The organism is Streptomyces sp. NPDC096013 (genome assembly GCF_044763565.1).
Classification (GTDB): domain Bacteria; phylum Actinomycetota; class Actinomycetes; order Streptomycetales; family Streptomycetaceae; genus Streptomyces.
On sequence record NZ_JBIWGK010000001.1, the window covers coordinates 296,177 to 319,987 of the forward strand.

The 23,811-nt window shown below is 71.7% G+C and carries 21 protein-coding genes and 1 pseudogene; 7 read left to right on the forward strand and 15 right to left on the reverse strand.

The genetic code is table 11. The annotated features are described in order from the left end of the window. Positions 1-71 precede the first annotated feature (71 nt). A complete protein-coding gene (locus tag ACIRB1_RS01345) occupies positions 72-566 on the forward strand; it encodes an FBP domain-containing protein (RefSeq protein ID WP_403464115.1) in 495 nt (164 codons plus the stop codon). Positions 567-568: 2 nt separating this feature from the next. On the opposite strand, the gene ACIRB1_RS01350 is transcribed toward ACIRB1_RS01345, so the two are convergent. Beyond that, a complete protein-coding gene (locus ACIRB1_RS01350) occupies positions 569-1,570 on the reverse strand; it encodes a zinc-binding alcohol dehydrogenase family protein (protein ID WP_403464116.1) in 1,002 nt (333 codons plus the stop codon). A 175-nt stretch (positions 1,571-1,745) separates the two neighbouring features. Between ACIRB1_RS01350 and ACIRB1_RS01355 the strand changes: the two genes are divergently transcribed. Next, positions 1,746-2,312 carry a CGNR zinc finger domain-containing protein gene (locus ACIRB1_RS01355; protein ID WP_403464117.1) on the forward strand — a complete coding sequence of 189 codons (567 nt, stop codon included), beginning with the start codon at positions 1,746-1,748 and terminating at the stop codon, positions 2,310-2,312. A gap of 45 nt (positions 2,313-2,357) precedes the next feature. Here ACIRB1_RS01355 and ACIRB1_RS01360 read toward each other — a convergent pair whose 3' ends face one another. Beyond that, positions 2,358-2,951, reverse strand: coding sequence for a TIGR03086 family metal-binding protein (locus ACIRB1_RS01360; protein ID WP_403464119.1), 594 nt, complete (start codon positions 2,949-2,951; stop codon positions 2,358-2,360). A gap of 114 nt (positions 2,952-3,065) precedes the next feature. Here ACIRB1_RS01360 and ACIRB1_RS01365 point away from each other — a divergent pair, with 114 nt between their 5' ends. The 3 genes from ACIRB1_RS01365 to ACIRB1_RS01375 all read left to right on the forward strand — a co-directional run bounded on the left by ACIRB1_RS01365 (position 3,066) and on the right by ACIRB1_RS01375 (position 6,991). Beyond that, a complete protein-coding gene (locus ACIRB1_RS01365) occupies positions 3,066-4,319 on the forward strand; it encodes an aromatic acid exporter family protein (RefSeq protein ID WP_403464120.1) in 1,254 nt (417 codons plus the stop codon). Positions 4,320-4,603: 284 nt separating this feature from the next. Continuing rightward, positions 4,604-5,656 carry a hypothetical protein gene (locus ACIRB1_RS01370; RefSeq protein WP_403464121.1) on the forward strand — a complete coding sequence of 351 codons (1,053 nt, stop codon included), beginning with the start codon at positions 4,604-4,606 and terminating at the stop codon, positions 5,654-5,656. A gap of 114 nt (positions 5,657-5,770) precedes the next feature. Then, entirely contained in the window at positions 5,771-6,991 is a 1,221-nt protein-coding gene (locus ACIRB1_RS01375) for a lactonase family protein (RefSeq protein WP_403464122.1), read from the forward strand. On the opposite strand, the gene ACIRB1_RS01380 is transcribed toward ACIRB1_RS01375, so the two are convergent. Both ACIRB1_RS01380 and ACIRB1_RS01385 read right to left on the reverse strand, forming a co-directional pair. Continuing rightward, a complete protein-coding gene (locus ACIRB1_RS01380) occupies positions 6,959-7,684 on the reverse strand; it encodes a DUF2470 domain-containing protein (protein ID WP_403464123.1) in 726 nt (241 codons plus the stop codon). The two genes, ACIRB1_RS01375 and ACIRB1_RS01380, sit on opposite strands and share 33 nt — an antisense overlap. 100 nt (positions 7,685-7,784) lie before the next feature. Continuing rightward, positions 7,785-8,393: a TetR/AcrR family transcriptional regulator gene (locus tag ACIRB1_RS01385; RefSeq protein ID WP_352184689.1), complete on the reverse strand. Its 609-nt coding sequence runs from the start codon at positions 8,391-8,393 to the stop codon at positions 7,785-7,787. A gap of 108 nt (positions 8,394-8,501) precedes the next feature. Between ACIRB1_RS01385 and ACIRB1_RS01390 the strand changes: the two genes are divergently transcribed. Beyond that, on the forward strand, positions 8,502-10,034 hold the full coding sequence (locus ACIRB1_RS01390) for a cytochrome P450 (RefSeq protein WP_403464124.1): 1,533 nt from the start codon (positions 8,502-8,504) through the stop codon (positions 10,032-10,034). Here the strand turns inward: ACIRB1_RS01390 and ACIRB1_RS01395 are convergent. Further along, positions 9,996-10,826 (reverse strand): pentapeptide repeat-containing protein, encoded by an 831-nt coding sequence (locus ACIRB1_RS01395; RefSeq protein ID WP_403464126.1) that lies wholly within the window; start codon positions 10,824-10,826, stop codon positions 9,996-9,998. The genes ACIRB1_RS01390 and ACIRB1_RS01395 overlap by 39 nt on opposite strands. Positions 10,827-10,831: 5 nt before the next feature. Beyond that, positions 10,832-11,725, reverse strand: a complete 894-nt coding sequence (locus ACIRB1_RS01400) for a sigma-70 family RNA polymerase sigma factor (RefSeq protein WP_403464127.1) — start codon at positions 11,723-11,725, stop codon at positions 10,832-10,834. Positions 11,726-11,836: 111 nt separating this feature from the next. On the opposite strand from ACIRB1_RS01400, the pseudogene ACIRB1_RS01405 reads away from it, so the two are divergent. Continuing rightward, positions 11,837-13,996 (forward strand): annotated as a pseudogene (locus ACIRB1_RS01405) (PI-PLC domain-containing protein). Positions 13,997-14,020: 24 nt separating this feature from the next. On the opposite strand, the gene ACIRB1_RS01410 reads toward ACIRB1_RS01405, so the two are convergent. The 9 genes from ACIRB1_RS01410 to ACIRB1_RS01450 form a co-directional block, all read right to left on the reverse strand. Next, the gene (locus ACIRB1_RS01410; RefSeq protein ID WP_403464128.1) at positions 14,021-14,626 is read right to left on the reverse strand and encodes an FxLYD domain-containing protein; all 606 of its coding nucleotides are present in this window, start codon (positions 14,624-14,626) and stop codon (positions 14,021-14,023) included. A gap of 87 nt (positions 14,627-14,713) precedes the next feature. Then, entirely contained in the window at positions 14,714-16,018 is a 1,305-nt protein-coding gene (locus ACIRB1_RS01415) for an alpha/beta fold hydrolase (protein ID WP_403464129.1), read from the reverse strand. A gap of 101 nt (positions 16,019-16,119) precedes the next feature. Beyond that, positions 16,120-17,151 (reverse strand): LacI family DNA-binding transcriptional regulator, encoded by a 1,032-nt coding sequence (locus tag ACIRB1_RS01420; RefSeq protein WP_352184682.1) that lies wholly within the window; start codon positions 17,149-17,151, stop codon positions 16,120-16,122. 88 nt (positions 17,152-17,239) lie between these two features. After that, complete coding sequence (locus tag ACIRB1_RS01425; RefSeq protein WP_403464131.1) at positions 17,240-18,652, reverse strand: BNR repeat-containing protein; 1,413 nt, start codon at positions 18,650-18,652, stop codon at positions 17,240-17,242. A gap of 19 nt (positions 18,653-18,671) precedes the next feature. Continuing rightward, the gene (locus ACIRB1_RS01430) at positions 18,672-18,992 is read right to left on the reverse strand and encodes an L-rhamnose mutarotase (RefSeq protein ID WP_403464132.1); all 321 of its coding nucleotides are present in this window, start codon (positions 18,990-18,992) and stop codon (positions 18,672-18,674) included. Positions 18,993-19,024: 32 nt separating this feature from the next. Then, a complete protein-coding gene (rhaS, locus tag ACIRB1_RS01435; protein WP_403464133.1) occupies positions 19,025-20,107 on the reverse strand; it encodes a rhamnose ABC transporter substrate-binding protein in 1,083 nt (360 codons plus the stop codon). A gap of 103 nt (positions 20,108-20,210) precedes the next feature. Then, positions 20,211-21,185: an ABC transporter permease gene (locus ACIRB1_RS01440; RefSeq protein ID WP_352184678.1), complete on the reverse strand. Its 975-nt coding sequence runs from the start codon at positions 21,183-21,185 to the stop codon at positions 20,211-20,213. Beyond that, positions 21,178-22,218, reverse strand: a complete 1,041-nt coding sequence (locus ACIRB1_RS01445; RefSeq protein ID WP_352184677.1) for an ABC transporter permease — start codon at positions 22,216-22,218, stop codon at positions 21,178-21,180. Before ACIRB1_RS01445 ends, ACIRB1_RS01440 begins: the two co-directional genes overlap by 8 nt. Before the next feature lie 43 nt (positions 22,219-22,261). After that, positions 22,262-23,779, reverse strand: a complete 1,518-nt coding sequence (locus ACIRB1_RS01450) for a sugar ABC transporter ATP-binding protein (protein WP_403464134.1) — start codon at positions 23,777-23,779, stop codon at positions 22,262-22,264. Between the last annotated feature and the right edge of the window lie 32 nt (positions 23,780-23,811).

The following is a 23,811-nucleotide window of genomic DNA, read 5'->3' on the forward strand; positions in this document are numbered from 1 at the left end:
AAACCGACACCGCCCCAAAGGCGCCGGACCACCGGCACCGCCCGGCAGGCGCCGTCCCAGGAGACTCCCCCATGAGATCACTCACCGAGCAGGACATCCGCGGTTCCTTCGTCAACTGCTCGAAGGGCGAGGCCAAGCGGCTCGCCGTGCCCCGCGATCTCGACACCCGCCCCTGGGGCGACCTGGACTTCCTGGGCTGGCGAGATCCCGGGGCGCCCGACCGCAGCTACCTCGTCACCGAGCGGGCGGACGGGCCGATCGGGGTCACGCTCCGGTTCCCGTCCTCCCAGCGCGGCTTCCTGCACCGGAGCATGTGCTCGCTGTGCGTGACGACCCACCCGGGCGGCGGTGTCTCCCTGATGACCGCGCGCAAGGCGGGACCCGCGGGCCGCGACGGCAACTCGGTCGGCCTGTACATGTGCACCGACCTCGCCTGTTCCCTCTATGTGCGCGGCCGGAAGATCCCCGAGTCGGGCATCCGCATCGAGGAGAGCCTGACCGTGGAGCAGCAGATCGAGCGGACGGTGGGCAACCTGACCGCGTTCCTGGACAAGCTGTACGTCTGAGGTCAGTCCCCCGGTACCGCGATCACGATCTTGCCCCGGTTGTCCCGGCGCTCCAGCCGCTCGTGGGCGGCGCGGGCCTCGGCGAGCGGTACGACGGTCTCGATCGGCACGCGGTAGGTGCCGGCGGCGACCCGTTCGGCGAGTTCACGCAGGTCGGCGCGGGGGTCGTAGCCGCCGTGGATCTGGAGGTTGGTGAGCTGGAAGCCGAGGATCGACGCGTTCTTCGGGTAGAAGTCGCGGGTGTCGACGGTGCTCGCCTCCAGGGCCACGTTGGCGAGGGCGACGACCCGGCCGCCGTGGCCGATCTCGCGCAGGCTGCGCCCGAAGGCCGCGCCGCCGACGGTGTCGAGGACGACGTCCGCACCACGTCCGCCGGTGAGCCGCAGCACCTCGTCGACCTCGCCGTCATCGGGGTGGGCCGACGTGTCGAGGGTGGCGTGGGCACCGAACTCCGCCACCCACGCGGCCTTTTCGGGTGATCCAGCGAGCGCGATGACCCGGGCGCCGGTCTCGGCCGCGATCTGCACGGCCGCGCTGCCGACCCCGCTCGCGGCGGCCTTCACGACCACCGTGTCCTCCTTGGTGACCCGGGCGAGATGGCGAAGGCAGTACCAGGCCGACAGCCAGGCGACGGGCAGCGCGGCGGCGTGGGCGAGGTCGATCCCGTCGGGCAGGGCGGCGACCTGCGTGGCCGGCACGGCGGCCAACTCGGCGTAGAAACCCGGTGAGTTGACACCGTCGAGGGCGACGACCCGCTGCCCGACCGTGAAGCCGGTGACGCCCTGCCCGAGCGCGGCGACGGTGCCGGCGCCCTCCACCCCGGGGATCAGCGGCGGGCGTCCGGCCCGGTGGTAGTTCCCCGACCTGATCAGGGCGTCCGCGCGGTTCACGCCCGCCGCGGCGACCCGCACCAGGACCTGCCCGGGACCCGCGACCGGGTCGGGCACCTCGACCGGTACCAGCACCTCGGGCCCGCCGAACTCGTCGATCCGTACCGCACGCATACCGCACCCGCTCCCTGTCGCGGCCACGACCTCTGGCCGACACCTGTTGAACTGGTGTCACCATGCGACACCCCATGAACCGGTGTCAAGGCAGGCGGACGCCCTCGCGCACAAGGCAGGTGGACCACCTCGCGTACACCGCATGAACCGGTGTACGCGAGGTAGGCTCGCTGCCATGACGCTCCCGCCCGCCTTCCCGTTCATCGGCGGTCGCCCTTGCCTGAACTTCGTGGCGACGCTCGGCAAGCGGCACGACACGCCCGTCGAGCGGCTGCCCGACGCGGCGGCGCTGGCCGCCTGGATCACGGAGGCGGAGCTGTCGCCGGGCACCGAGCCGGTGCGGGTCACGGCCCGGGAGCTGGCGGACGCGCGCACCCTGCGCGAGGCGCTCTACCGCGTCGTGCGCGACGCGATGGCCGGGCGGGAACCGGCGGCGGCCGACGTCGAGCGGGTCAACGAAGCCGCCGCGCGGCCGGATCTCGCGCCCCAACTGGGCGAGCCGCGCTGGAAGTCGGCGCATCCGGCACGCGCGGCGCTGGCGACGGTGGCCCGGGACGGTGTCCTGCTGGTGGGCGGTCCGCTGCTGGAGCGGGTCAAGGAGTGCGAGAACCCGGAGTGTTCCCTGCTGTTCCTCGACGACTCCCAGGCCCGCCGCCGCCGTTGGTGCTCGATGGACCGCTGCGGCAACCTCGCGAAGATCGCGGGCTATCGGTCGCGCAGCCGGGCCGCCGTCACGGGGTGACGGTGGACGAGGGGTGACCCCCACCGTCGTGGGGCGCGGTCTCCCTCAGGACGCGGCGGGCGTCCAGTGCGGGTCCCGGCCCAGGAACGCGAGGAGTTTCTCCGCCCTGTCGTAGCCCTCCTTCTCCTCCCGGGCGGGTGCGAACACGTGGAAGGCGTCGCGGAGGTGGTCGACGAGGTGGTCCGCGACCGGCCGGATGCCCTCGGCGAGGTCCGTGCCGAGTGGCCGGTTCTGGCCGGTGGCCGCGGCGATGTCCCAGGCGTGCACGGCCGCGTCCATGGCCGCCGTCGCCGCGGCCGACGCGAGGGGCATCGGGCCCAGCGGCGTCGGCACCTGCTCGGCGTCGGCGGGCAGGCCCGCGTACGCGTCGGCCACCATGGTGAGCACCTGGTCGAGTCCGGCGAGCGGGTCGCCGTCCAGGGCGTCCTCCGGGTGGAAGGGGTCGGAGTCGGGCCGGCCGCCCTTGAGCAGGAGGCCGTAGGCCTGCTGGTCGATGCGGGCGTGGTTGAGGACCTGTCGTACCGTCCACTCGCTGCACGGCGTCGGCGCGGCCCACGCCGTGTCGGGCACGGCGGCGACGACCTCGCGCAGGTACGCGTGCGAGCGCAGCAGCACCTCGACGCCCTGGTTCTCCGTCATGAGATTCCCCTCCCGTTGGCTCCGTCCGGTGCCGACAATCTAGGACGGGTTGCGGACAGCTACTGTCCTCAAGAGAAACGTTCGGCGCCTCAGGTGAGAGGGAATAGGCCAAGGATGCGAGATGTCCGGGAGTGGGCGGCGCCGCTGGTGCGGCTCGTGGGACGGCACCGGGACCCGGTGGCCGTCCAGACGCTGCGGTCCGCGACCGCGGCGACCGTCGCGTACGTCGTGGCGCTGCGCCTGAGCCCCGAGCCCGCGCCGCTGACCGCTCCCCTCACCGCGCTCCTCGTCGTCCAGGTCACCCTGTACGCCACGCTCACCAACGGCATCCGCCGTGTGACGGCCGTGGTCACCGGCGTGCTCGTCGCGATCGCGTTCAGCCTGCTGGTCGGTCTGACCTGGTGGAGCCTGGCCCTGCTGATCGTGGCCGCGCTGGTGGTGGGGAGGCTGGTGCGGGTCGACGAGTACGTGCCCGAGGTGGCGATCAGCGCGATGCTCGTCCTCGGGGTCACCACGGTCGGCAACACCGCCTGGGCACGGGTCGTGGAGACCCTGATCGGCGCGGTCGTCGGCCTCGGCTGCAATCTGCTGCTCGCTCCCCCGGTCTGGGTCGACGAGGCCGGCGAGTCCATCGAGGGCCTGGCCCGTCGGCTACGGCGGCTGATGCGGCGCATGGGCGAGGAGGCGGCGGGCCGTACCCCCGTCGACCACGCCACCGCGCGGCTGCACGAGGCACGGCGGCTCGACCACGACATCGTCGAGGTGGACGCGGCGCTGCGGCAGGCCGAGGACAGCCTGCGGCTCAATCCGCGGGTCCGGGAGGGTCTGCTGCACCGGATCGTGCTGCGGACCGGTCTGGACACCCTGGAGATCTGCACGGTCGTGCTGCGCGTCCTCGCCCGCACCTTCACCGACCTGGCGAAGGAACGTGAACCCGAGCCGCTCTTCGCGCCGCCGACGGGGGCCGCCGTGGAGCAGCTGCTGTCGGAGGTCGGGGACGCCGTGGTCAGTTTCGCGGTGCTGGTGACCACCGATGTGTCGGTGAGCGCGGAGTCCGCGGAGTCCCGGCTCACCGCCGAGCTGTACACGGCCGCCGCGACCCGCGACAAGCTGGCCCAGCTGCTCCTGGAGGACGTCCAGCGCGATGCCGCCCAGTGGCAGCTGCTGGGCGCCCTGCTCACCGAGGTCAACCGCATGCTGGACGAGCTGGACACCGAGCACCGCTCACGCCGGCTCTTCGAGGAACTCGACCGCTGCGCCCGCGAGCAGCGCGAACGCATGCCCTGGCTGACCTGGCTGCGGGAGCGGGTGGGCGTACCGGACCGGCTGCGCAGGAACCGGGGGGAGGGCGCCGATCGTTCTAGGTGACGGAGTCACCGGGGGCGGGCGTCCGGCGACGGAGGCAAGGGGCGGGGCATCTCCTGCGGCGGACCGAGGGGCGAGCGGCCTCTCCGGGTGGAACAAGGCGATACGACGGGGGGCGGGCCCCTCGGGCAACGGAACACGGGGGCGGGCCGTCCTGCCGCCCGGGGCGGTATAGGGGGCGGGGCGGCATGCCTCCCGAAGCGGTACACGGGCGGGTCGACATGCCCCCCGGAGCGGAACAGGGGGCGGGTCTACCTGCCTCCCACGGCGGAACAGGGGGCGGGCGTATGACCGACAGCACCGTACGGATCGACGGGAACACCTTGCGGCTGCCGGGCGGTGCGGCGGTGCGGTTCGTCCGCACGCTGCGGCTGCCGGAGACGGGGACGCATCCATTGCCACCGGGGCTCGGCGAGTTCCCGGTCCGGCGGGTCGCGGACTTCCCGGACACGGTGCCCGAGGAGTGGCGGGCGCGGGGCGGGGTGATGCTCCCGGTGTATCTGCGCGAGGCGATGTGGCTCAGCTTCGCGGGCACGCGCCGGCCGGCCGCGCTCCAAGTCGGGGTGGGCAAGGTGTGCGCGGTCTCGGGCGAGCCGTGGAGCGACCGGCTGTCCCGGGACCCGCAGAACTACGTGGTGCTGCCCCGCCAGCCGTGGCTCGACGGCATCAACTCCGGGAAGGGCACGGTCCGTCAGTTCGTGGCGGTCCCGCTCGGGCTCGGCGCGACGGTCGAGGGGCAGGTCACGGGCGAGGAGGTCTGGGGCGGCGTACAGCTTCAGTGCTTCCCGCTCAACGAACGGGAGCTGGCCATCTGGCGCGAGGCCGAACAGCGCCTGGCGCGGCAGGCACGCGCGCGTGCGGCGACCCTGCCGACCGGCGGCCACGGCATGCCCGCCATGCCGATGGCCGTGGGGGCCGCCCCCGCACCCGGCGGTCCCCCGGCCCCGAGCAGGCGGGCCGCCGCGATGGGCCTCGGCGTCGGCGGTTCGATGCACCAGGAGGTCTACGCGGACGACCGCCCGCTGTCGTCCTGGGCGGAGCAGCCCGCGGGCCGGGTCTTCGTGCACCTGGTCACGCCCCCGGAGTGGCGCCGCATCACCGGCGAGGCCAGCCCGCCGTCGCCGGTGGACCGGGCCGCGTACACCCGGGCGGGGCTTCCCTGGTTCGACTACTACGACCAGGACGCCGAGGATCTCGCCCCCGCCGACACCCTGGGCGCGGTGCGGCCGGTCGGCGACTGGCTGGGCGACGACCACGAGCCCTGGCAGCCGCCCGCCCCCGGCCAGGTGGAGCCGCTCAAGGACGCGAAGGGCGAGCCGGTGGAGGACGGCGACTGGTGACCCGACAGGGCGTTGCACTGTCTGCAACGCCGGTTGTCGTTCTTGCGCTCGACCCGCCCCGCACGTCAAGGTTGCCGTGACGACCGAGGCGAGCGACGACCTGAGGGTGTGAGCATGACCAGTGGTGCGGAGGCGTCACGCGAGGGCTGGAGCAGGCGCCGTTTCATCGGCGCCCTGGGCGGAGCGGCGGCGGTGGTCGCGGTCCCCGCCCCGGCCCCGGCACCGGCGGAGCCCGAATCCGCGCCGCCGACGGGCTCCACGACCGCACCGGCACCCGGCACCCACCGCACAGGCAAGGCCGCAGGCCCCCACCCGCTCTACCTCGGCACCTACACCTCGGTCGACGGCGGCGGCAAGGGCATCGGCCTGGCGACCTACGACGCGTCGACCGGCCGGATCACCGGCGCGGGCACCCTCACCGGCGTCGCCGACCCGTCGTTCCTCGCCCTGCACCCCGACGGCCGCACGCTGTACGCGGTCGACGAGCGGACGGCCGGCGCGGTGACCGCCGTACGCCTGGCGGACCGCAAGGTCCTCGGCTCGCGGAGCACCGGCGGCGCGGGCCCCTGTCACCTGTCCGTACATCCGGGCGGGCGCTGGCTGCTGAGCGCCAACTACACGTCCGGCAGCGTGGCCGTGCACCCGATCGACGCCTCGGGCGCGCTCGGCGAGCGCACGGCGCTGGCCGAGCACTCCACGCCGCGGCCGGGTCCCGGCCAGGACGGCCCGCACGCGCACCAGTTCGTCACCAGTCCCGACGGCGGCCATGTCCTCGCCGTCGACCTGGGCACCGACACGGTCTACACCTACCGCCTGGACACCACGAGGGGCACGCTCACCGAGGTCTCGCAGGCACACACCCGCGCGGGCGCCGGTCCGCGCAGCCTGACCTTCCACCCCGGCGGCCGGTACGCCTACCTGGCCAACGAGGTCGACGACACCATCGCGGTCTGCACCTACGACGCCGCCACGGGCGCCCTGTCGATCGGCGCCCCGCAGCCCAGCGGCAGCACGGGGAGCACCACCAACTACCCGGCGCAGATCCTGGTGACGTCGGACGGCGCCTACGCCTATCTCGCCAACCGGGGCGACAACACCCTCGCCCGGTACGCCGTCGAGGCGGACGGCGCCCGGCTCAGGCTGCTCGGCACGGTCCCGGTGTCCGGTGACTTCCCGCGGCAGATCGCGTTCTCCCCGGACGGCACCCTGCTGTTCACGGCGAACCAGAGGTCGAGCACGGTCAGCGTGTTCCACGTGGACGCCGTCGGCGGTGAACTCCGGCTCGCGGGCGCGCCGTTCGCGTCACCGGTCGCCGTCTGTGCGCTGCCGCTGTAGGGGGCGCGGGCAGGACGCGGCGCCGGCCTGGGTGAGCAGCACGTGCATGCGCTCGGTGAGGTCGGCGACGGTGGCGGCGGGCGAGTGGAACGGCAGGCGTACGTCGCCGTGGGCGCGGGCGCGCTCGATGCGCAGGGTCAGTCCGTGCCGGTCGACGGCGAGGGGCTGGACGCGGACCGCGCCGTGCAGGCTGTCGGGCTCGACGAGCCGGGTGAGCCGCTCGACGGCGTCGGAGTGGCAGTCGGCGAGGTGGGTGAGCAGCTGGGCCTCGGCGAGGGCGAGCGGGTCGGGTCCGGCGGCGGCGAACTCGTCGAGGTCGACGACGACCGCGCCGGACGGCGGGCGCAGCACCACGCGCGTCGCGCGGAAGGCCAGGTGGTCGTCCTCGGGGACGAACCAGCCCGCGAGCCACAGCCGGGCCCGGATACGGCTCCGCACGGGGACGGGTGCGACATCCGCGAACTCCAGGACGGCGGACGGCTCGCCGCGCGGCGCGCAGATCGCGGCGGTCAGCAGGGCGCTGTCCTCGGGCACGCGAAGGAGCACCCGGCCGTCGTCGGCCACGCTGTGCGCGCCGACGAACTCCTCGCGACCGCCCTCCGCGGTCACCGCGCAGGACCATGCGGCGGCGAGCACCGAGCGGGCCCGCTCGGCCGCGGCGGGCGCGGCCGTCCACGATTGGGTGTCACCCATCCCTGAACCTCCTTAGGTAAGCCTTGCCTAACCTATCGAAGTTCAGGCCGCACGCCAACCACGCCACGCGATCCACACGACTTCCCTGACGAACGGCCGTTCAGGGCGAGAGGACGCCCAACAGCGCCCGTGCGCACAGATCGCGCACCTGCTCCCGGCTCAACTCCGGCCCGCGCAGCCACTCCAGACAGACCGCGGTGGTGAACGCCAGCCACCCGCGCACCGCGAGCTTCGTGTCGGGCCGCTCCCCCACCGCCGGCCCGAACTCCGGATCGGCCGCCAGCGCCGCCAGGATCTGCCGCTCCTGCGCTGCCAGCGCCCGCTGGTAGACCCGCCGTACGGTCTGGTCCCCGGCCGCGTCGGCGCGATGGAAGGCGCGGTAACCGTGCGCGTGGGTGTGCACGTACTCCAGATATGTGTCGAGGGCGGCGGCGAGCTGTTCGCGGGCCGGCACTCCCGGCACCGCCGCCGTCATCCGCAGCATGCGCTCGCTCTCGCGCTCGACGACGGCCGCGAAGAAGTCCCGCTTGGTCGGGAAGTAGTGGTAGAGCAGCCCGCGGGAGACCCCGGCGATCTCGGCGACCTGCTCGATCCACACGTCGTCGTAGGGGTCCTCGGAGAACAACCGCGCGCCCACCGTGAGGAGTTGCTCCCGGCGCTCCCCGGTGCTGAGCCGGCGGCGGGTGCGCTCACCCTGATTGGCGGCCATTCCCGCACTTTACTTGACGTCGGTTCAACAACGGGATCAGACTGAAACCCGTTATTGAACCCACGTACAACAGGCTCAGCCTGCCGCTGGCCCGAGGGAGATCGCGTCATGGCGGAGACGACGACGGTGACGCCGACCGGGCTGCCGAAGGGCTTCCGGGACGCCGAGCAGGGCTGGCCCGAGCTCGACCGCATCCCGCATCCCCCGCGCCGGGTCCCGTTCCTCGGCGACGTCCTCGGCGCCGACCGCCGCACTCCCCTCCAGGACTCGCTGCGCTTCGCCCGTCAACTGGGCCCGATCTTCCGGCGGAAGGCGTTCGGCAAGGAGTTCGTGTTCGTGTGGGGCGCGGACCTGGTCGCCGACATGGCGGACGAGTCCCGGTTCGCCAAGCACGTGGGTCTCGGGGTGGCGAACCTGCGTCCCGTCGCCGGGGACGGACTGTTCACGGCGTACAACCACGAGCCCAACTGGCAGTTGGCCCATGATGTGCTGGCCCCCGGCTTCAGCCGCGAGGCGATGGCGGGCTACCACCCGATGATGCTGTCCGTGGCCGAGCGCCTCACCGACCACTGGGACCGCGAACTCGCCGCCGGACGCCCGGTGGACGTCCCCGGCGACATGACCAGGCTGACCCTGGAGACGATCTCGCGCACCGGCTTCGGCCATGACTTCGGTTCCTTCGAACGCGACCGCCCGCACCCCTTCGTGACGTCGATGGTCGGCACGCTCAGCTACGCGCAGCGCCTCAACTCCGTACCGTCCCCGCTGGCCCCGCTGCTGCTGCGCACGGCAACTCGCCGCAACGAGGCGGACATCGCCTTCCTGAACCGCACGGTGGACGAGATGGTGCGGATTCGCCGTGACGGCGGAGGCGGCGACGGCGACCTGCTGGACCGCATGCTCGACACCACCCACCCCGACACCGGCGAACGCCTCTCCCCCGAGAACGTCCGCCGCCAGGTCATCACCTTCCTGGTCGCCGGCCACGAGACGACCTCCGGCTCCCTGTCCTTCGCCCTCCACTACCTGGCCCGCCACCCGCGGATCGCGGCCCGCGCCCGCGCCGAGGTCGACCAGGTGTGGGGCGACACGGAGACCCCCGGCTACGACCAGGTCGCCAAGCTGCGCTACGTCCGCCGGGTCCTCGACGAGTCGCTACGGCTCTGGCCGACGGCCCCCGCGTACGCCCGAGAGGCCACCCGGGACACCGAGTTGGCCGGGACCCACCCGATGCACCGGGGCGCCTGGGCGCTGATCCTGACGCCGATGCTGCACCGCGACCCGGAGGTATGGGGGCCGGACGCCGAGGAGTTCGACCCGGACCGCTTCGACGCCAAGGCCGTACGCTCCCGCGCCCCGCACACCTTCAAGCCGTTCGGCACCGGGGCGCGGGCCTGCATCGGCCGCCAGTTCGCCCTGCACGAGGCGACGTTGGTCCTGGGCCTGCTGCTGCGCCGCTACGAGCTGCGCCCGGAGCCCGAGTACCGACTGCGCGTGACCGAACGCCTGACGCTGATGCCGGAGGGGCTGCGGCTCCACCTCGACCGGCGCACGGCGTCCGCGCCGCCGACCGCACCGGTCACGGTCCCGGACGAGACCGCCTCAGGACCCCGCTGCCCAGTGCACCGGGCGGACGACTGACCCCGGCAGCCTGGTCCCCGCGCTCCCCCGGGCGGCGTCGACCTGCGGCTGGGTGAGGAAGAACGCTCCGGTGAGATCGGCGTCCGTGAGGTCGGCGTCCCGAAGGTCGGCGCCGATCAGATCCGCGCCGCGCAGATCGGCCCCGGTGAGATCGGCGGCGATGAGGTAGGCACCGCGCAGATCGGCCAGGCTCAGGTCGGCGTTCCTGAGCCGGGCGCCCATGAGGTCGGCGCCCCGCCGGTTCTTCTTCCTGCCGCGCACCCCGGCCCGCACCAGCTCGCTGGTGCGCAGCAGCAGCACGTTGACCTCCTGGCGGTGCGCGCCCACATCGAGCGCGCCCAGCTCTTCGGGCGTGCCGCGCGTGAGTTCCTCGGTGCGGTCCAGGGCCCGTCGCAGATCGGGGTGGACCGGCCCGGCGGCGGGCAGGGTGAGCGCCTCGGTCAGATACCAGAGCAGTTCATGCAGCTGCCGTACGACGGGAAACACGTCGAACATCCGGCGGGCCCCCTCCCCGCCGGCGGTACGCCAGTCCTGGCCGCCGAAGGTGACCTGCGAGACCTTCTGACCGGCGCCGAAGCAGTCGTAGACCGTGCAGCCGCTAAAGCCCGACCGCCGGAGCTCGGCGTGGATGCCGCAGCGGTGATCATCCCGGAGGTTCGGGCACGGTGTCCCCGCGGGCTTGTCGATCGCGAAGTCCTTCGCGGCGATGAAGGGCAGCGCCACACAGCACAGCCCGAAGCACCGCTCGCAGTCGCCGCGGAGGGCGGGGCGGGGCGCTATGTGATCTTCCATGGCGTTCAGCGTGCTGTTCCGTTCGCATCGAGGCGGGCCAGTCGTTCCGGGTCGGACAGGATGTACATCTCGGTGATGCGGCCCTCGGCGATGGTGACGCCCATGACCGAGAGCAGCCGGCCCTCGGGCGCGTTGACGACGCCCACCGAGCCGTTGACCAGGACGAGTCGGGCGTGGTGGGCGAACGGCGCGAAGAACAGGGCCTGTTCGGCGACCGTGTGCGCGCCGCGCAGTGCCTTGGACGCGGCCGCGCCCCGGATCAGGGCGCCGGAGTCCGCGCGCAGGGCCACGTCCGGGTGGAGCAGGGCGACGAGGGCGTCGAAGTCGCCCTCGCGGGCGGCGGCCAGGAAGGCCTCGACGATCTCGCGCTGGCGGGCGAGGTCGGGGTCGGTCGAGGGGCCGGCGGCCTGGACGCGGCGGCGGGCCCTGCTGGCCAGTTGGCGGGTCGCGGCCGATGTCCGTTCCACGATCGGGGCGATGTCGTCGAAGGGCACGGCGAACAGGTCGTGCAGGACGAACGCGAGCCGTTCGGCGGGTTCCAGGCTCTCCAGGACGACGAGGAGGGCGAGACCCACCGAGTCGGCCTGGAGCAGTTCCTCCTCGGGGTCGAGGTGCGTCAGGGGACCGATCAGCGGGTCGGGCACGAACGTCTCGTCGAGGGGGTCCTCGCGGCGCGCCGCACGCGCGCGCAGGAGGTCGAGGCAGACCCGGCCGACGACCGTGGTCAGCCAGCCGCCGAGGTTCCTGATCTCCTCCGCGCGGGTCCGGCTGAGCTTCAGCCAGGTCTCCTGGACGGCGTCCTCCGCCTCCGGCACCGATCCGAGCATGCGGTACGCCACCGCGCGCAGCCGGCCGCGATGCCGCTCGAAGCGGTCCGCCAGAAGATCCTCGTCGTTCACACCGTCCCCGTTCCCCGTCGTGGAGTGGAAAGCCCGGGTGATCAAAACACGTGCACCGCCGCGATGGCCACGCGTTTGCGGGGCCGGTGGGGCGGGACGACCATGTGACTCATGGACCCGCTCGGCGTCGCGTCCCGCAGGCTGCCGCGCCTCGCGGCCCTGATCCTCGCCGTCCTCGCCACAGCGGTCCTCACCCTCACCGCCACGGCCCGCTCGACCGTGGTCTCACCGGGTTTCTACCGCTCAGCCCTGAACGAGCAGAAGGCCTACGACCGCCTCTACGACCAGGTCCTGGTCGACCCGAGGACGGCGGCCGTCACCCGGGAACTCCTGGCCCGGCTGCCCGTCCCGGAGGCCCAGGTCACCTCCAATCTCAGGCTGGTGCTGCCACCGGAGACGGTCCGGGACCTCACCGAGACGCAGATCGACGCCGTGGTCGGCTATCTGGGCGGCAAGCGTGACGCGCTGGACCTCACGGTCGACCTGCGGCCGGCGCTGGCCAACCTCAACGACCTCGCCCAGATCTACTTCGGCGATCTCGTCGCCTCCGTGCAGGACCGCCCCGAGCCCGACTTCCAGCGCTTCTCGACCGATCTGACCGCCGCCCTGGACGCCGTCGTCGCCGGGCACGTACCCACCGGGCTGCCCGCCCTGCCGCTGACCGGGGCGCAGGCGGACCGGGCGGCCGCGACCCTGGTGAGCGGTCTGCCCGCCGTCTAACGCGACGCCCTGCGCCCCGCCGTGGAGACGGCTCTGCGGGACGGCGATGTCGCCACCGCGCTCGCCACCCTCGCCCCCGCCGTCGTGACGGACCGCACCCGCACGGCCGTCGACCGGTTCCGGGCGACCGTCGACGGCGGCACCTGGAACCTCACCGAGGCCCTCGCCGCCTCCGGCAACGACCTGGCCGCCCTCCACCACGCCCGCGCCTGCACCGCCGTGGGCCTCGGCCTCGCGGAATCCCTCGCCGGGGCCCTGCTCGTCGTCGCGCTGGTGGTGCTCTGGCTCGGGAGTTCCGCGCCTCCCGGCAGGCGCCTGCTGCCGCTGGGCTGGTCGCTCGCCGGGGGCGGAATGCTGGCCGGGCTGCTCTCCCTCGCGTTCCGGCTGATCAGCGGCGGCCGGGTGATCGACCCGCCGGGTTCCTGGCCGCCGAGCCTCGCCCGGCTGGTCGACGACGTCCAGCGCACCGCCCTGGACCGGCTCACGGCCACCGCACTGGCGACCGCCCTCGTCCCCGTCCTGGCCGGCGCCCTCCTGACCGCCGTCGGCTGGGCCCTCCAGGCCGGGCCGCGCGTCACCCTGCCCCGCGTCCGCCGGCCGGCCCTCGCCATGGGCGGTGCCGCCGTCGCCGGCGTGCTGCTCGTGCCGTACGCCGTGACACCCGTCGCGCCCCGCACCTGCGAGGGCAGCGCGGCGCTGTGCGGCCGGTCCTACGACGAGGTCGCCTACCTCACCTCGCACAACGCGATGTCGACGACCGTCGACCGGTTCATCGGCCCGCTCCAAGACCCGTCCATCGCAACCCAGTTGGACGACGGCGTGCGCGCCCTTCAGATCGACACCTACCGCTGGGAGCGGCCGGACGAGATCACGCGGCGGCTCACCGAGTCCGATTTCACCCCGGAACAGCGGCAGTTCATCGCCTCCGCCGTCGACAGGTTCAACCCGCCGCGCGCGGGCCTGTGGCTGTGCCACTCCGTGTGCCGGGCCGGTGCCACCGCCCTGGTGCCCGCACTGCGCGAGATCGGTGACTGGATGCGCGCCCATCCGACCGAGGTCCTCACCCTGATCGTGCAGGACGCGATCAGCGGCGAGGACACCCGGAAAGCCTTCGCGCAGGCCGGGTTGAGCGACCTGGTGCACACCCCGGACCCCGATCCCGCGAAGCCGTGGCCGACCCTCGGCCATCTGATCGACAGCGGGCGCCGGCTCGTCGTCTTCGCCGAGCAGGCCGACGGCCCGGCGCCCTGGTACCGGAACTTCTACGACTACGGGATGGAGACGCCGTTCGCGTTCCGCACCCCGCAGGAGATGAGCTGCGTACCGCACCGTGGTGGCAGCGACAGACGGCTGTTCCTGCTCAACCACTTCATCACCGTCGACGGCGGCAGCCGCCTGGACGCGGGCAAGGTCAACTCCCGGCAGTACGTGCTCGACCGCGTCCACCGCTGCGAGCGGGAACGCGGTCGGCCGGTGAACTTCGTCGCCGTCGACTACACGACGATCGGCGACGCGGGCAGCGCCGTGGACGCGCTCAACTCCGAGCCCTGAGGCCCCTGTTGCCCGGTGGTCGGCTCAATACCGCTGCGCCTTGGCCAACTTGGGGGTCAGGACCGGCTCCGGCGGCTTGGTGCTGATCGCGACGGGCTGGGCCTTGGCGCCGGGTGCGAGGTTCTCGGCGCCGACGTAGCGGGTCTCCACCACCTTCCCCGAGGAGTCGAGGAAGTCGACCTGGACGGCGTACGACGCCTTCTTGTCGGTCTTGTTGGTGATGGTGACGAGGACGGCGAGCAGGCCGCCGGTCTGGGCGCGCGGTTTGCCGGTCATGGCAACCTCTGACACCGCGTTGCCCTGGCCCTTGACGTTCTTCAGTTCGTTCTGGGCGTCCTTGCTCGCACGGCCCACCGCGGAGGACACGGAGGCCTCGAAGGAGGACGCCGCGGCCGAGGCGGAGGACGCGGCGGCGGATGCCCGGGCCTTGGCCGAGGCGACCGCCGAGGACGCGGCCGACTTCAGGGCCGACGGTGTCATGCCCGAGAAGGAGGCCGTGTCCGGTGTCGAGGGCTGCGAGCTGCTGTTGGTGTTGTCGTCGCCGCAGGACACCAGCGCGACCGTGCTCGCCGCGACGACGGCGAGGACCAGGGCGGCCGGGCGGGCCCGGCGAAGTGACTTGGTATTCATCGAAATGAACCCTATGCCGGAATTTTCGTCGCGGCATGTCCTCTACGGCCACCCGGTGGAGACCGCGCCCAGGGGCGAATCCCTGCCCTACGCCTCGTCGCGCGTGAGGGCGATCAGCCGGTCCAGGACACGCGGGCCACCGGCCCTCACACCGTCGTGCTCGAACTCGTCGGTGACCCAGGTGCGCAGCCCGCGGATCGCACGGGCGGTCTCCAGGGAGTGGGCCGCGTCGACGTACATGTCGTCGTGGTAGACGGCCGCGGCGACCGGGACCTCGTTGACGGCGAGCCGCGCCGGGTCGTAGAGGGGCTGCCAGTCGGTGTGGGCGGCGAGGAGTTCGGCGGTGTCGCGGAGCGGGCGCAGCGCCGGGTCGCAGTCGAACATCCAGGGGTGGATGGTCTCGCCGGTGAACAGGAGGGGGCTGTCGCCCGCGAGGGTCTTCGCGGCGTCGAACTGCGGGAACTCGGCGCGGACGCGCTCCGCCGACCAGTCGGTGGGGCGGCTGTCCTGGCCGTAGGTGGCCTCGTGGACGAGGGCGTAGAGGGGGTGGCCCGCGAACGACAGGGAGTTCTGGACCTCTTCCTGGAACGCGTCGGAGAGTTCGTGGCCGCCCGGGGTGCGGACGAAGGCGTTCTCCAGGAGGAAGTGGAGGCGGTGGCTGCCGTCGCTGCCGCCGAGCATGATGCCGAGGGACTGGAAGGCCTCGACGGTGAGCCGGTAGCCGTTGGGCAGGACCGACTCGTGGCGCATCAGGTGCTCGGCGATGCGGCGGGCGCGTTCCACGTCCTGCGGGTAGCGGTCGTAGTGGGCGGCGACCTTGCGCTCGATGCGCGGGTAGGCGGCGCGGTAGACGTCGTCGGCGTGCGCGTCGAGGGAGGGCAGGCCGCCGGTGAGGATCGCGGCGCGCAGGCCTTCGGGGGCGGTGGAGAGGTAGTTCACCGTGCAGAAGCCGCCGAAGCTCTGGCCGAGGACGGTCCAGGGGGCGCCGCCGGTGAGGGCCGGGCGGATGGTCTCGCAGTCCCGGACGATCGAGTCGGCGCGGAAGTGCGTGAGGCGCTCGGCCTGCTCGGCGGGGCCGCCGTACAGCGGGAGCGTCTGGCGGTTGAGCGGGGTGGAGTGGCCGGTGCCGCGCTGGTCGAGGAGGAGGACGCGGTAGTCGTCCAGGGCGCGGCCGAGCCAGGCCTGCCGTCCGACGAAACGATTCGCCCCGAAACCGGGTCCGCCCTGGAGGTAGACCAGCCACGGCAGGTCCTCGCGGTGCGCCTTGTCGCCGGCGACGACCTCACGGGCGTAGAGCTCGATGGTCTCGCCCGTGGGGTCCTCGTGGTCGAGGGGCACGGTGAAGTGGCGGTCGGTGAGGACGACGCCGGGCTGGCGGTAGCTGACGGACAACGGTGCTCCTGGGACGGACGGTGTGCGGGCCGCGACACAGTTCAGCACATGTGCGTCCGATATCCGACCCCCGGGATCATGAAATCCTACTGACCGGCGGATCAGCGGGCGGCGAGGCTGGAGCGGCGCACGACCAGTTCCGGCTGGAGCACGACCCGCCGGTGCTGGTGCGGACGGGCCGCCGTGTCCGCCTCCGCCTCGGTTTCCTCCAGGAGCAGTTCGGCGGCCAACGCGCCCATGGTGACGGCCGGTTGGCGCACCGAGGTGAGCGGTACGGCCGCCGCCGCGGCGAACTCGATGTCGTCGTAGCCGACGATCGCGAGGTCGTCGGGGACGCCGACGCCGGCCGCGTACATGGCCTGAAGCACACCCAGCGCGAGGAGGTCGTTGGCGCAGAAGACGGCCGTCGGCCGGTCGGCGAGACCGAGCAGCCGGGCTCCGGCGTCGCGTCCGGCGGCCACGTCGAGCCGGTCGGTGGGCAGCTCGCGCAGCGCGTCGGGGTCGAGGCCGGCCTCGGTGAGCGCGTTCTTCGCGCCGGTACGGCGGTCCCGCACCTGGTTGAAGCCGGGCGGACCGCTGACGTAGGCGATCGAGCGGTGCCCCGCGTCGATGAGGTGCCGGACCGCGAGCGCGCCGCCGGCGACGTCGTCGACGGAGACCGAGCACTCGGTGGTGCCTTCGGCGACACGGTCCACGAGCACGAAGGGAATGCCGTGCCTGCGGAACGACTCGATGTTGCGCCCGGTCGCGTCGGCCGGGGTCAACAGCACGCCCCGCACCCGCTGTTCGGCGAAGAGCGAGAGGTAGTCGGCCTCCTCGACGGGGCTCTGCGCGCTGTTGCAGACCATCACCCCGAGCCCGGACTCCCGTGCGGCCCGCTCGGCGCCGCGGGCCACGTCCACGAAGAACGGGTTGCCCATGTCGAGCACGAGCAGCCCCATGATCCGGCTGCGCCCGGCACGCAGCTGACGCGCCGACTCGCTGCGGACATAGCCGAGGCGGTCGATCGCGGACAGCACCCGGGCCCGGGTCTCCGTGGCGACGGTGTCCGGGCGGTTGATGACGTTCGAGACCGTGCCGACGGAGACTCCGGCGGCGCGGGCGACGTCCTTGATACCCACCGGCTGGGCCATCAGGCGGAGACCTCCAGGGTGACGTGGGGCGGCGGGAAGGTCTTCACATTACCGCCATGACCTGTACCGACTCCTTCTGCCGTGCCCCTCACGCGGGCAGGGCGAAGTCGACGACGTGGAGTGCCGAGGGGGTCGTGCCGCTCGACTTCTCCTGGTACATGAACGACAGCACGTTGTCGGCCTTCACCCGTGTCTCGTCGACGACGACCTCGCCGAACGCGTTCAGACCGCCGCCGTCGTACAGCAGCGCCCAGTCGGTGTACCCGGAGGCCTTCGAGGCGCCCGCGATACGGCCGTAGGGCAGCACGGCATAGGCGTTGTCGTACGTGTCCAGGACCAGCTTGGTGCGCTGGCTGGAGCCGAGCGCGATCGGGATCTCGGTCTTCTGCCAGCCGCCGGACGCGTTCTTGCGAAGGTGGAAGGCGCGGCCGTTGGCGGTGCGGTCGGTGACGTAGTCGGTGGTGCACTGGCCGAAGCGGCCGGGGACGTAGCTGATGATCGCGTGCGGGAGCCCGGCGGAGTCGGTGGACTGGCTCTCCTGGTTCATCAGGGAGTGGTCCGGGTCGAGCGAATCGACGACGAGCCCCGCGTCCGTGACGGCCACGGTGTTCGAACCACCCGTCGTTCCTACGACGGTTCCGGCGTCGTTGCGCCAACTGCGGCCCCGGTCGGTCGAGTAGACGTAGCCGGTGTCGTGGTTGGTGATGCCGCCGCTGCTGCACATCACGGCGGCGGACTGCTCGCGCCAGGTGAAGAAGGAGTGCAGGCGGCCGTTGACGTCGTAGTCGATGCCGTGCAGGTACATGTTGCGGGCGGTGCTGGAGCCGTGCGCGCTGGTGTAGGTGCCGGTCGAGCCGCTCCACTCCCCCAGCGCCGTCCAGGTCGAACCGTCGTACTCCGCGAGGGCGTTGCGGCCGTTGCCGGAGATCCCGACGCGGTAGCTGAGCTGCAGCTTGCCCTCGGGGGTGGCGATGAACTGGGGGTAGGTGAACTGGGAGGTGAGGGCGACACCGTCCAGCGATGTCTGTACGGCACCGAAAACGGCCGAAGTCCACGCCGTGGACGCCGGGTTGTCGAGAAGGCCGGCGACCGACTTGACGTAGAAGAAGCCGTCGCTGTGGGAGTCCAGGTTGAGATGGAGCCGGCCGTCGACCTTGGAGACCCCCATGGAGATGACGTTGTGGGAGTCGTCGCTCTTGAGGGTGTGGGAGAGCGTGACCGTGGACCAGGCGGTCGCGCCCAGGGCCCGGCGGGCGACGACGGCATGCCTGCTCGCGGTGTACCAGGCCGCGTACTGGTGGCCCTTGTAGGTCAGCAGCCCGTTCTTCTGGAACGAGTTGTTGTTGACCAGGCCGTCGTACGAGACGAAGTAGACGGCCTGGGCGTCGAGTTGGGTGGTGCTCTTCTTGGTGACGGAGGGGCCGGGGTCGGCCGCCCGTGCGATGCCCGGCGTTGCCACGGCCGCAAGTATGGCGGTGGCGAGCACGGCGCGTCTTCTCATGACGGCTCCTGTGGGGGGATCACGCGAGGTGGAAGACCTCGGTGAGGGGCTTCATGGCCTCGTCGGGACGGGCGCCGTCCAGGGACTCGAAGAACGGCGCCATCTCCGCCTGCCAGCGGGAGTTGATCTCGGTGGCTGCCATGCCGGCCTGAGCGGCGGCGAAGTCCTCGGTCTCCACGTAGCCGACCAGCAGGCCGTCCTCCCGCAGGAAGAGCGAGTAGTTGTGCCAGCCGGTGGCCGAGAGTGCGTCGAGCATCTCGGGCCACACGGCGGCGTGCCGCTCGCGGTACTCGTCGAGGCGGTCCGCCCTGACCTTCAGCAGGAAGCACACGCGCTGCATCAACACCCCTTGGGTGAAAGGGACTTCGGCGACTAGAAGTTGAACTGGTCGATGTTCTTCGCGTCGAACACGGTCGGCTTGCCGAGGTTGATCACGCCGTCCTTGCCGATGGTGTACGTGGTGGAGCCGGCCTTGAAGGTCTCGCCCTCCTTGCCGGTGATCTGCCCCGAGGAGAGCGCGACGGCGGTACGGGCGGCGAGGTCGCCGAGCTTCGCCGGGTCCCACAGCTCGAAGCCGTCGACGGTGCCGTTCTTGACGTACTTGCGCATGTCGTTGGGGGTGCCGAGGCCGGTCAGCTTGACCTTGCCCTTGTACTTGGAGCCGGAGAGGTACTGGGCGGCGGCCTTGATGCCGACGGTGGTCGGGGAGATGATCCCCTTCAGGTTCGGGTGCTCCTGGAGCAGGCCCTGGGTCTGCTGGAAGGACTGCTGGGCGTCGTCGTTGCCGTAGGCGACCTTGACCAGCTTGATGTTCTTGTACTTCGGGTCCTTCAGCTCCTCCTTCATGAAGCCGATCCAGGTGTTCTGGTTCGTCGCGGTCTGCGCGGCCGACAGGATCGCGATCTCGCCCTTGTAGCCGATCTGCTGGGCGAGCAGCTGCACCTCGGTGCGCCCGAGGTCCTCGGCGCTGGCCTGCGACACAAAGGCGTTGCGGCACTCCGGGTTGGTGTCCGAGTCGTAGGTGACGACCTTGATCTTGTTGCTCATGGCCTGCTTGAGCGCGGTGCACAGCGCGCCCGGGTCCTGCGCGGACACGGCGATCGCGTTCACCTGCTGCTGGGTGAGCGTGTTGACGTAGGAGACCTGCCCGGCGGTGTCGGTGGCGCTGGTCGTACCGACCTCCTTGTACTTCTCGCCCAGTTCCGTGAGGGCCTTCTCCCCGCCCTTGTCGGAGGTCGTGAAGTACGGGTTGTTGACCGCCTTGGGCAGGAAGGCGACGGTCAGCCCCTTCTTGAGCGCGGCATTGGGGTCGGCCTTGCCACCGGAGACGGCGGCCCCGGTGTTCTCGTCCTTGACGTCCTTCTTGGTGGTACCGCCGCAAGCGGTGGCGACGAGCGTGAGAGAAGTGACGGCGACGAGGGCCGCAAGGGCACGGCGAAGGGATGTCTTACGCATGACACGGGTTCCTTTGATACGAGGTTGAGTGATAGCGCCCCTTTCCGGGGCGCGGGGAACGGCGCGACCAGCCACATCGGACCCGCAGCCGCCAACCGACCGATTAGGTGGATCGTGCCGCGGCCCGAGAGACAGCGACTTGCCGAGCAACCCGAGGCCCGAGCACCGAGACCACGAGCAGAACACCGGTGACAACGATCTGAGACTGCGCGGAGACGTTCACCAGACTCATCACGTTCTGCAATGCCCCGAGCAGGAAGACACCGGCGATCGCACCGCCCAGCGTGCCCTTCCCGCCGTCGAAGTCGATCCCGCCGAGCAACACCGCGGCCACGACGGACAGTTCGAGCCCGGTGGCGTTGTCGTACCGGGCACTGGCGTAGTGCAGCGCCCAGAACACACCGGTCAGCGAGGCCATCAACCCGGTCACCGTGAACAGGATCAGCTTCTGCCGCCGCACCCGGATACCGGCGAACCGCGCCGCTTCCACGTTCGCCCCGATCGCGAACAACGACCGCCCGAACGGCGTCGCGTGGAGCACGACCACAGCGATGGCGAGGAGCACGAGGAAGGGCAGGAAGGCCTGCGGCAGGAACGTGCCCCCGAGCCGCCCGGACGCGAAGTCCAGGTACTGCGAGGGGAAATCGGTCACCGCGTCGGACCCGAGGACGATCTGCGCGATCCCCCGGTACGCGGCGAGCGTACCGATCGTGACGGCGAGCGACGGCAGCCCCAGCCGGGTGACGAGCAGCCCGTTGACCAGGCCGCAGACCACGCCCAGCAGCAGGCAGATCGGGATGATCGTCTCGATGGTCATGCCGTCGTTCCACAGCTTGCCCATCACCGCACCGGACAGCCCGGCCGTGGAGGCGACCGACAGATCGATCTCGCCGGAGACGACGAGCAGTGTCATCGGCAGGGCGATCAGCGCGATGGGAAGCGTGTTGCCGATCAGGAACGACAGGTTCAGCGCGTTCCCGAAACCGTCCACGAAGGAGAAGGAGAACAGCAGCAGGACGATCAGCAGGGCGCCGACGACCGTGTCCCAGCGGATCGCACGCGTCAACGACTCAGGCATGGCGGGCGTTCCTCTTCTTCAGTGCGGTGGCCACACGCAGGGCGACGATCCGGTCGACGGCGATGGCGAGGATGAGCAGGATGCCGTTGATGGCCAGCACCCAGACGGAGCTGACGCCGAGGGCGGGCAGCACACTGTTGATCGAGGTCAGCAGGAGCGCGCCGAGGGCCGCGCCGTAGACGCTGCCGGAGCCGCCGGTGAAGACCACTCCGCCGACGACCACCGCGCTGACGACGGTGAGTTCGTAGCCGGTGCCGGTGCCGGAGTCGACGTTGCCGAAGCGGGCGAGGTACATCGCGCCGGCGAGTCCGGCGAGGCCGCCGCAGAAGGTGTACGCGGCGAGGATCCGCTTGCGGACCGGGATGCCGGCGAGCCGCGCGGCCTCGGGGTTGGAGCCCAGGGCGTACAACTCCCGCCCGCTGCCGAAGTGTTTGAGGTAGTAGGCGGTGGCGATCAGCACGGCGAGCGCGATGAGCGCCAGCCAGGGCACGGCCGACAGCCCGCCGGAGCCGAAGTCCACGAATCCGCCCGGGAGATCGGCGGCGGTGATCTGCCGTGAGCCGACCCAGATGGAGTCGACGCCCCGGATGATGTAGAGCGTGCCGAGCGTGACGACCAGCGCGGGCACCTGGCCGAGACTGACCAACAGCCCGTTGACCAGGCCGAGTCCGATGCCGAGCAGCACCGCCAGCACGATCGCGATGACGGCGTTGCCGCCGCCCTGGAGATATGTGCCGGTGGCGAAGGCGGTGATGCCGAGCGTGGAGCCGACGGACAGGTCGACGTTGCGGGTGATGACGACCAGCGACTGACCGGTGGCGACCAGCACGAGGATGGTCGCGTTGAGGAGCAGGTCCTTGATGCCCTGCTCGGACAGGAACTCGCTGTTGCCCGCCTGGGTGATGCCGATCATCACCAGGAAGACGACCAGGATGGCGAGTTCGCGCATCTTGAACACCCGGTCGACGAGCCGCGTGCTGCTGGACTCGGGCACCTCGGCGGCGGGCGCGGGATTGGGCGCGGTGACCGTCATTCGGCGGCCCTCCCGAATACTGCGGTCGTCATGAAGGCCTTGTTCATGCGGCGGCCCTCCCGGTGGCTGCGGCCATCACGGTTTCCTCGGTGGCTTCGGAGCGGGGGATCTCGGCGGTGAGGCGGCCCTCGTGCATCACCAGCACGCGGTCGGCCATGCCGAGGATCTCGGGCAGATCGGAGGAGATCATCAGGACGGCCACGCCGTCGGCGGCCAACTCGCTGAGCAGCCGGTGCACTTCGGCCTTGGTGCCGACGTCGATGCCACGGGTCGGCTCGTCGACGATCAGCACCTTGGGGCCGGTGGCCAGCCACTTGGCGAGGACGACCTTCTGCTGGTTGCCGCCGGAGAGGGTGTTGACGGTGTCCGCGATCCGCGCGTACTTGACGTGCAGCTTCACCGCCCAGTCCAGGGAACGGCTGCGCTCGGCGCCCCGGTCGACGAAACCCGCCCTGACGGTCGTGCGCAGCCCGGTCAGGCCGATGTTGCGCTCGATGGACATGTCCATCACCAGGCCCTGGGCCCGCCGGTCCTCGGGGACGAGGGCGAGACCCGCGGCCATCGCGGTCGAGGGGGCGCCGTTCGTCAGCGCCTTGCCGTCGACCTCGACCCCGCCGGCGTCCCACCGGTCGATGCCGAAGACGGCCCGCGCGACCTCGGTACGGCCGGCGCCGACGAGCCCGGCGAGTCCGACGATCTCTCCGCGCCGTACGTCGAAGGAGACGTCGGTGAAGACACCCTCGCGGGTCAGCCGCCTGACGCTCAGGGCGATGTCACCGGGTTCGACGTCCTGCTTGGGGTAGAGCTCGTCGAGATCGCGGCCGACCATGCGTCGTACGAGATCGTCCTCGGTCATGCCGTCGAGCGGCTCGCTGGAGATCAGGGCGCCGTCGCGCAGGGTGGTGACCCGTTGGCAGATCTGGAAGATCTCCTCCAGACGGTGCGAGATGAACAGGACGGCGGCGCCCTGTTCGCGCAGGGTGCGGACGACACCGAAGAGGCGGGCGACCTCGCTGCCGGTGAGGGCCGCGGTCGGCTCGTCCATGATCAGGACACGGGCGTCGAAGGAGAGCGCCTTGGCGATCTCCACGATCTGCTGGTCGGCGATGGACAGGCCGCGTGCCGGGCGGTCGGGGTCGAGTTCGACACCGAGCCGCTTCATCAGGTCGGCGGTCGCCGCGTACGTGGCCTTGTGGTCGATACGGCCCAGCGCGCGGCGGGGCTGGCGGCCCATGAAGATGTTCTCGGTGATCGACAGGTCCGGGAAGAGCGTGGGCTCCTGGTAGATCACGGCGATCCCCGCGTCGCGGGCGTCGCCGGGGCCGTGGAAGAGGACGGGCGCGCCGTCGAGCAGCACCTGGCCGGCGTCGGGCCGGTGTACACCGGCGAGGGTCTTGATGAGAGTGGACTTGCCCGCGCCGTTCTCGCCGGCGAGGGCGTGCACCTCACCGGGGAACAGTTCGAGGGACACGTCCCGCAGGGCGCGCACCGCGCCGAAGGACTTGGAGATGCCCTTGAGCGCGAGCACCGGGGCCGGACCCGCGTCTGACGGGTGGGTCATGAGGGGCTCCTCGACGACGCCGGCGGGTGGGC

Excerpts from the sequence above, each read along its gene's own strand:
- ACIRB1_RS01430 (WP_403464132.1), bottom strand. The coding sequence starts at position 18,992 with ATGCAGCGCGTGTGCTTCCTGCTGAAGGTCAGGGCGGACCGCCTCGAC.
- ACIRB1_RS01395 (WP_403464126.1), bottom strand. The coding sequence starts at position 10,826 with ATGGAAGATCACATAGCGCCCCGCCCCGCCCTCCGCGGCGACTGCGAG.
- ACIRB1_RS01450 (WP_403464134.1), bottom strand. The coding sequence starts at position 23,779 with ATGACCCACCCGTCAGACGCGGGTCCGGCCCCGGTGCTCGCGCTCAAG.
- ACIRB1_RS01360 (WP_403464119.1), bottom strand. The coding sequence starts at position 2,951 with ATGACGGAGAACCAGGGCGTCGAGGTGCTGCTGCGCTCGCACGCGTAC.
- ACIRB1_RS01390 (WP_403464124.1), top strand. The coding sequence starts at position 8,502 with ATGGCGGAGACGACGACGGTGACGCCGACCGGGCTGCCGAAGGGCTTC.
- ACIRB1_RS01440 (WP_352184678.1), bottom strand. The coding sequence starts at position 21,185 with ATGCCTGAGTCGTTGACGCGTGCGATCCGCTGGGACACGGTCGTCGGC.
- ACIRB1_RS01365 (WP_403464120.1), top strand. The coding sequence starts at position 3,066 with ATGCGAGATGTCCGGGAGTGGGCGGCGCCGCTGGTGCGGCTCGTGGGA.
- ACIRB1_RS01410 (WP_403464128.1), bottom strand. The coding sequence starts at position 14,626 with ATGAATACCAAGTCACTTCGCCGGGCCCGCCCGGCCGCCCTGGTCCTC.
- ACIRB1_RS01345 (WP_403464115.1), top strand. The coding sequence starts at position 72 with ATGAGATCACTCACCGAGCAGGACATCCGCGGTTCCTTCGTCAACTGC.
- ACIRB1_RS01445 (WP_352184677.1), bottom strand. The coding sequence starts at position 22,218 with ATGACGGTCACCGCGCCCAATCCCGCGCCCGCCGCCGAGGTGCCCGAG.
- ACIRB1_RS01350 (WP_403464116.1), bottom strand. The coding sequence starts at position 1,570 with ATGCGTGCGGTACGGATCGACGAGTTCGGCGGGCCCGAGGTGCTGGTA.
- ACIRB1_RS01425 (WP_403464131.1), bottom strand. The coding sequence starts at position 18,652 with ATGAGAAGACGCGCCGTGCTCGCCACCGCCATACTTGCGGCCGTGGCA.
- rhaS (WP_403464133.1), bottom strand. The coding sequence starts at position 20,107 with ATGCGTAAGACATCCCTTCGCCGTGCCCTTGCGGCCCTCGTCGCCGTC.
- ACIRB1_RS01385 (WP_352184689.1), bottom strand. The coding sequence starts at position 8,393 with ATGGCCGCCAATCAGGGTGAGCGCACCCGCCGCCGGCTCAGCACCGGG.
- ACIRB1_RS01355 (WP_403464117.1), top strand. The coding sequence starts at position 1,746 with ATGACGCTCCCGCCCGCCTTCCCGTTCATCGGCGGTCGCCCTTGCCTG.
- ACIRB1_RS01420 (WP_352184682.1), bottom strand. The coding sequence starts at position 17,151 with ATGGCCCAGCCGGTGGGTATCAAGGACGTCGCCCGCGCCGCCGGAGTC.
- ACIRB1_RS01380 (WP_403464123.1), bottom strand. The coding sequence starts at position 7,684 with ATGGGTGACACCCAATCGTGGACGGCCGCGCCCGCCGCGGCCGAGCGG.
- ACIRB1_RS01370 (WP_403464121.1), top strand. The coding sequence starts at position 4,604 with ATGACCGACAGCACCGTACGGATCGACGGGAACACCTTGCGGCTGCCG.
- ACIRB1_RS01375 (WP_403464122.1), top strand. The coding sequence starts at position 5,771 with ATGACCAGTGGTGCGGAGGCGTCACGCGAGGGCTGGAGCAGGCGCCGT.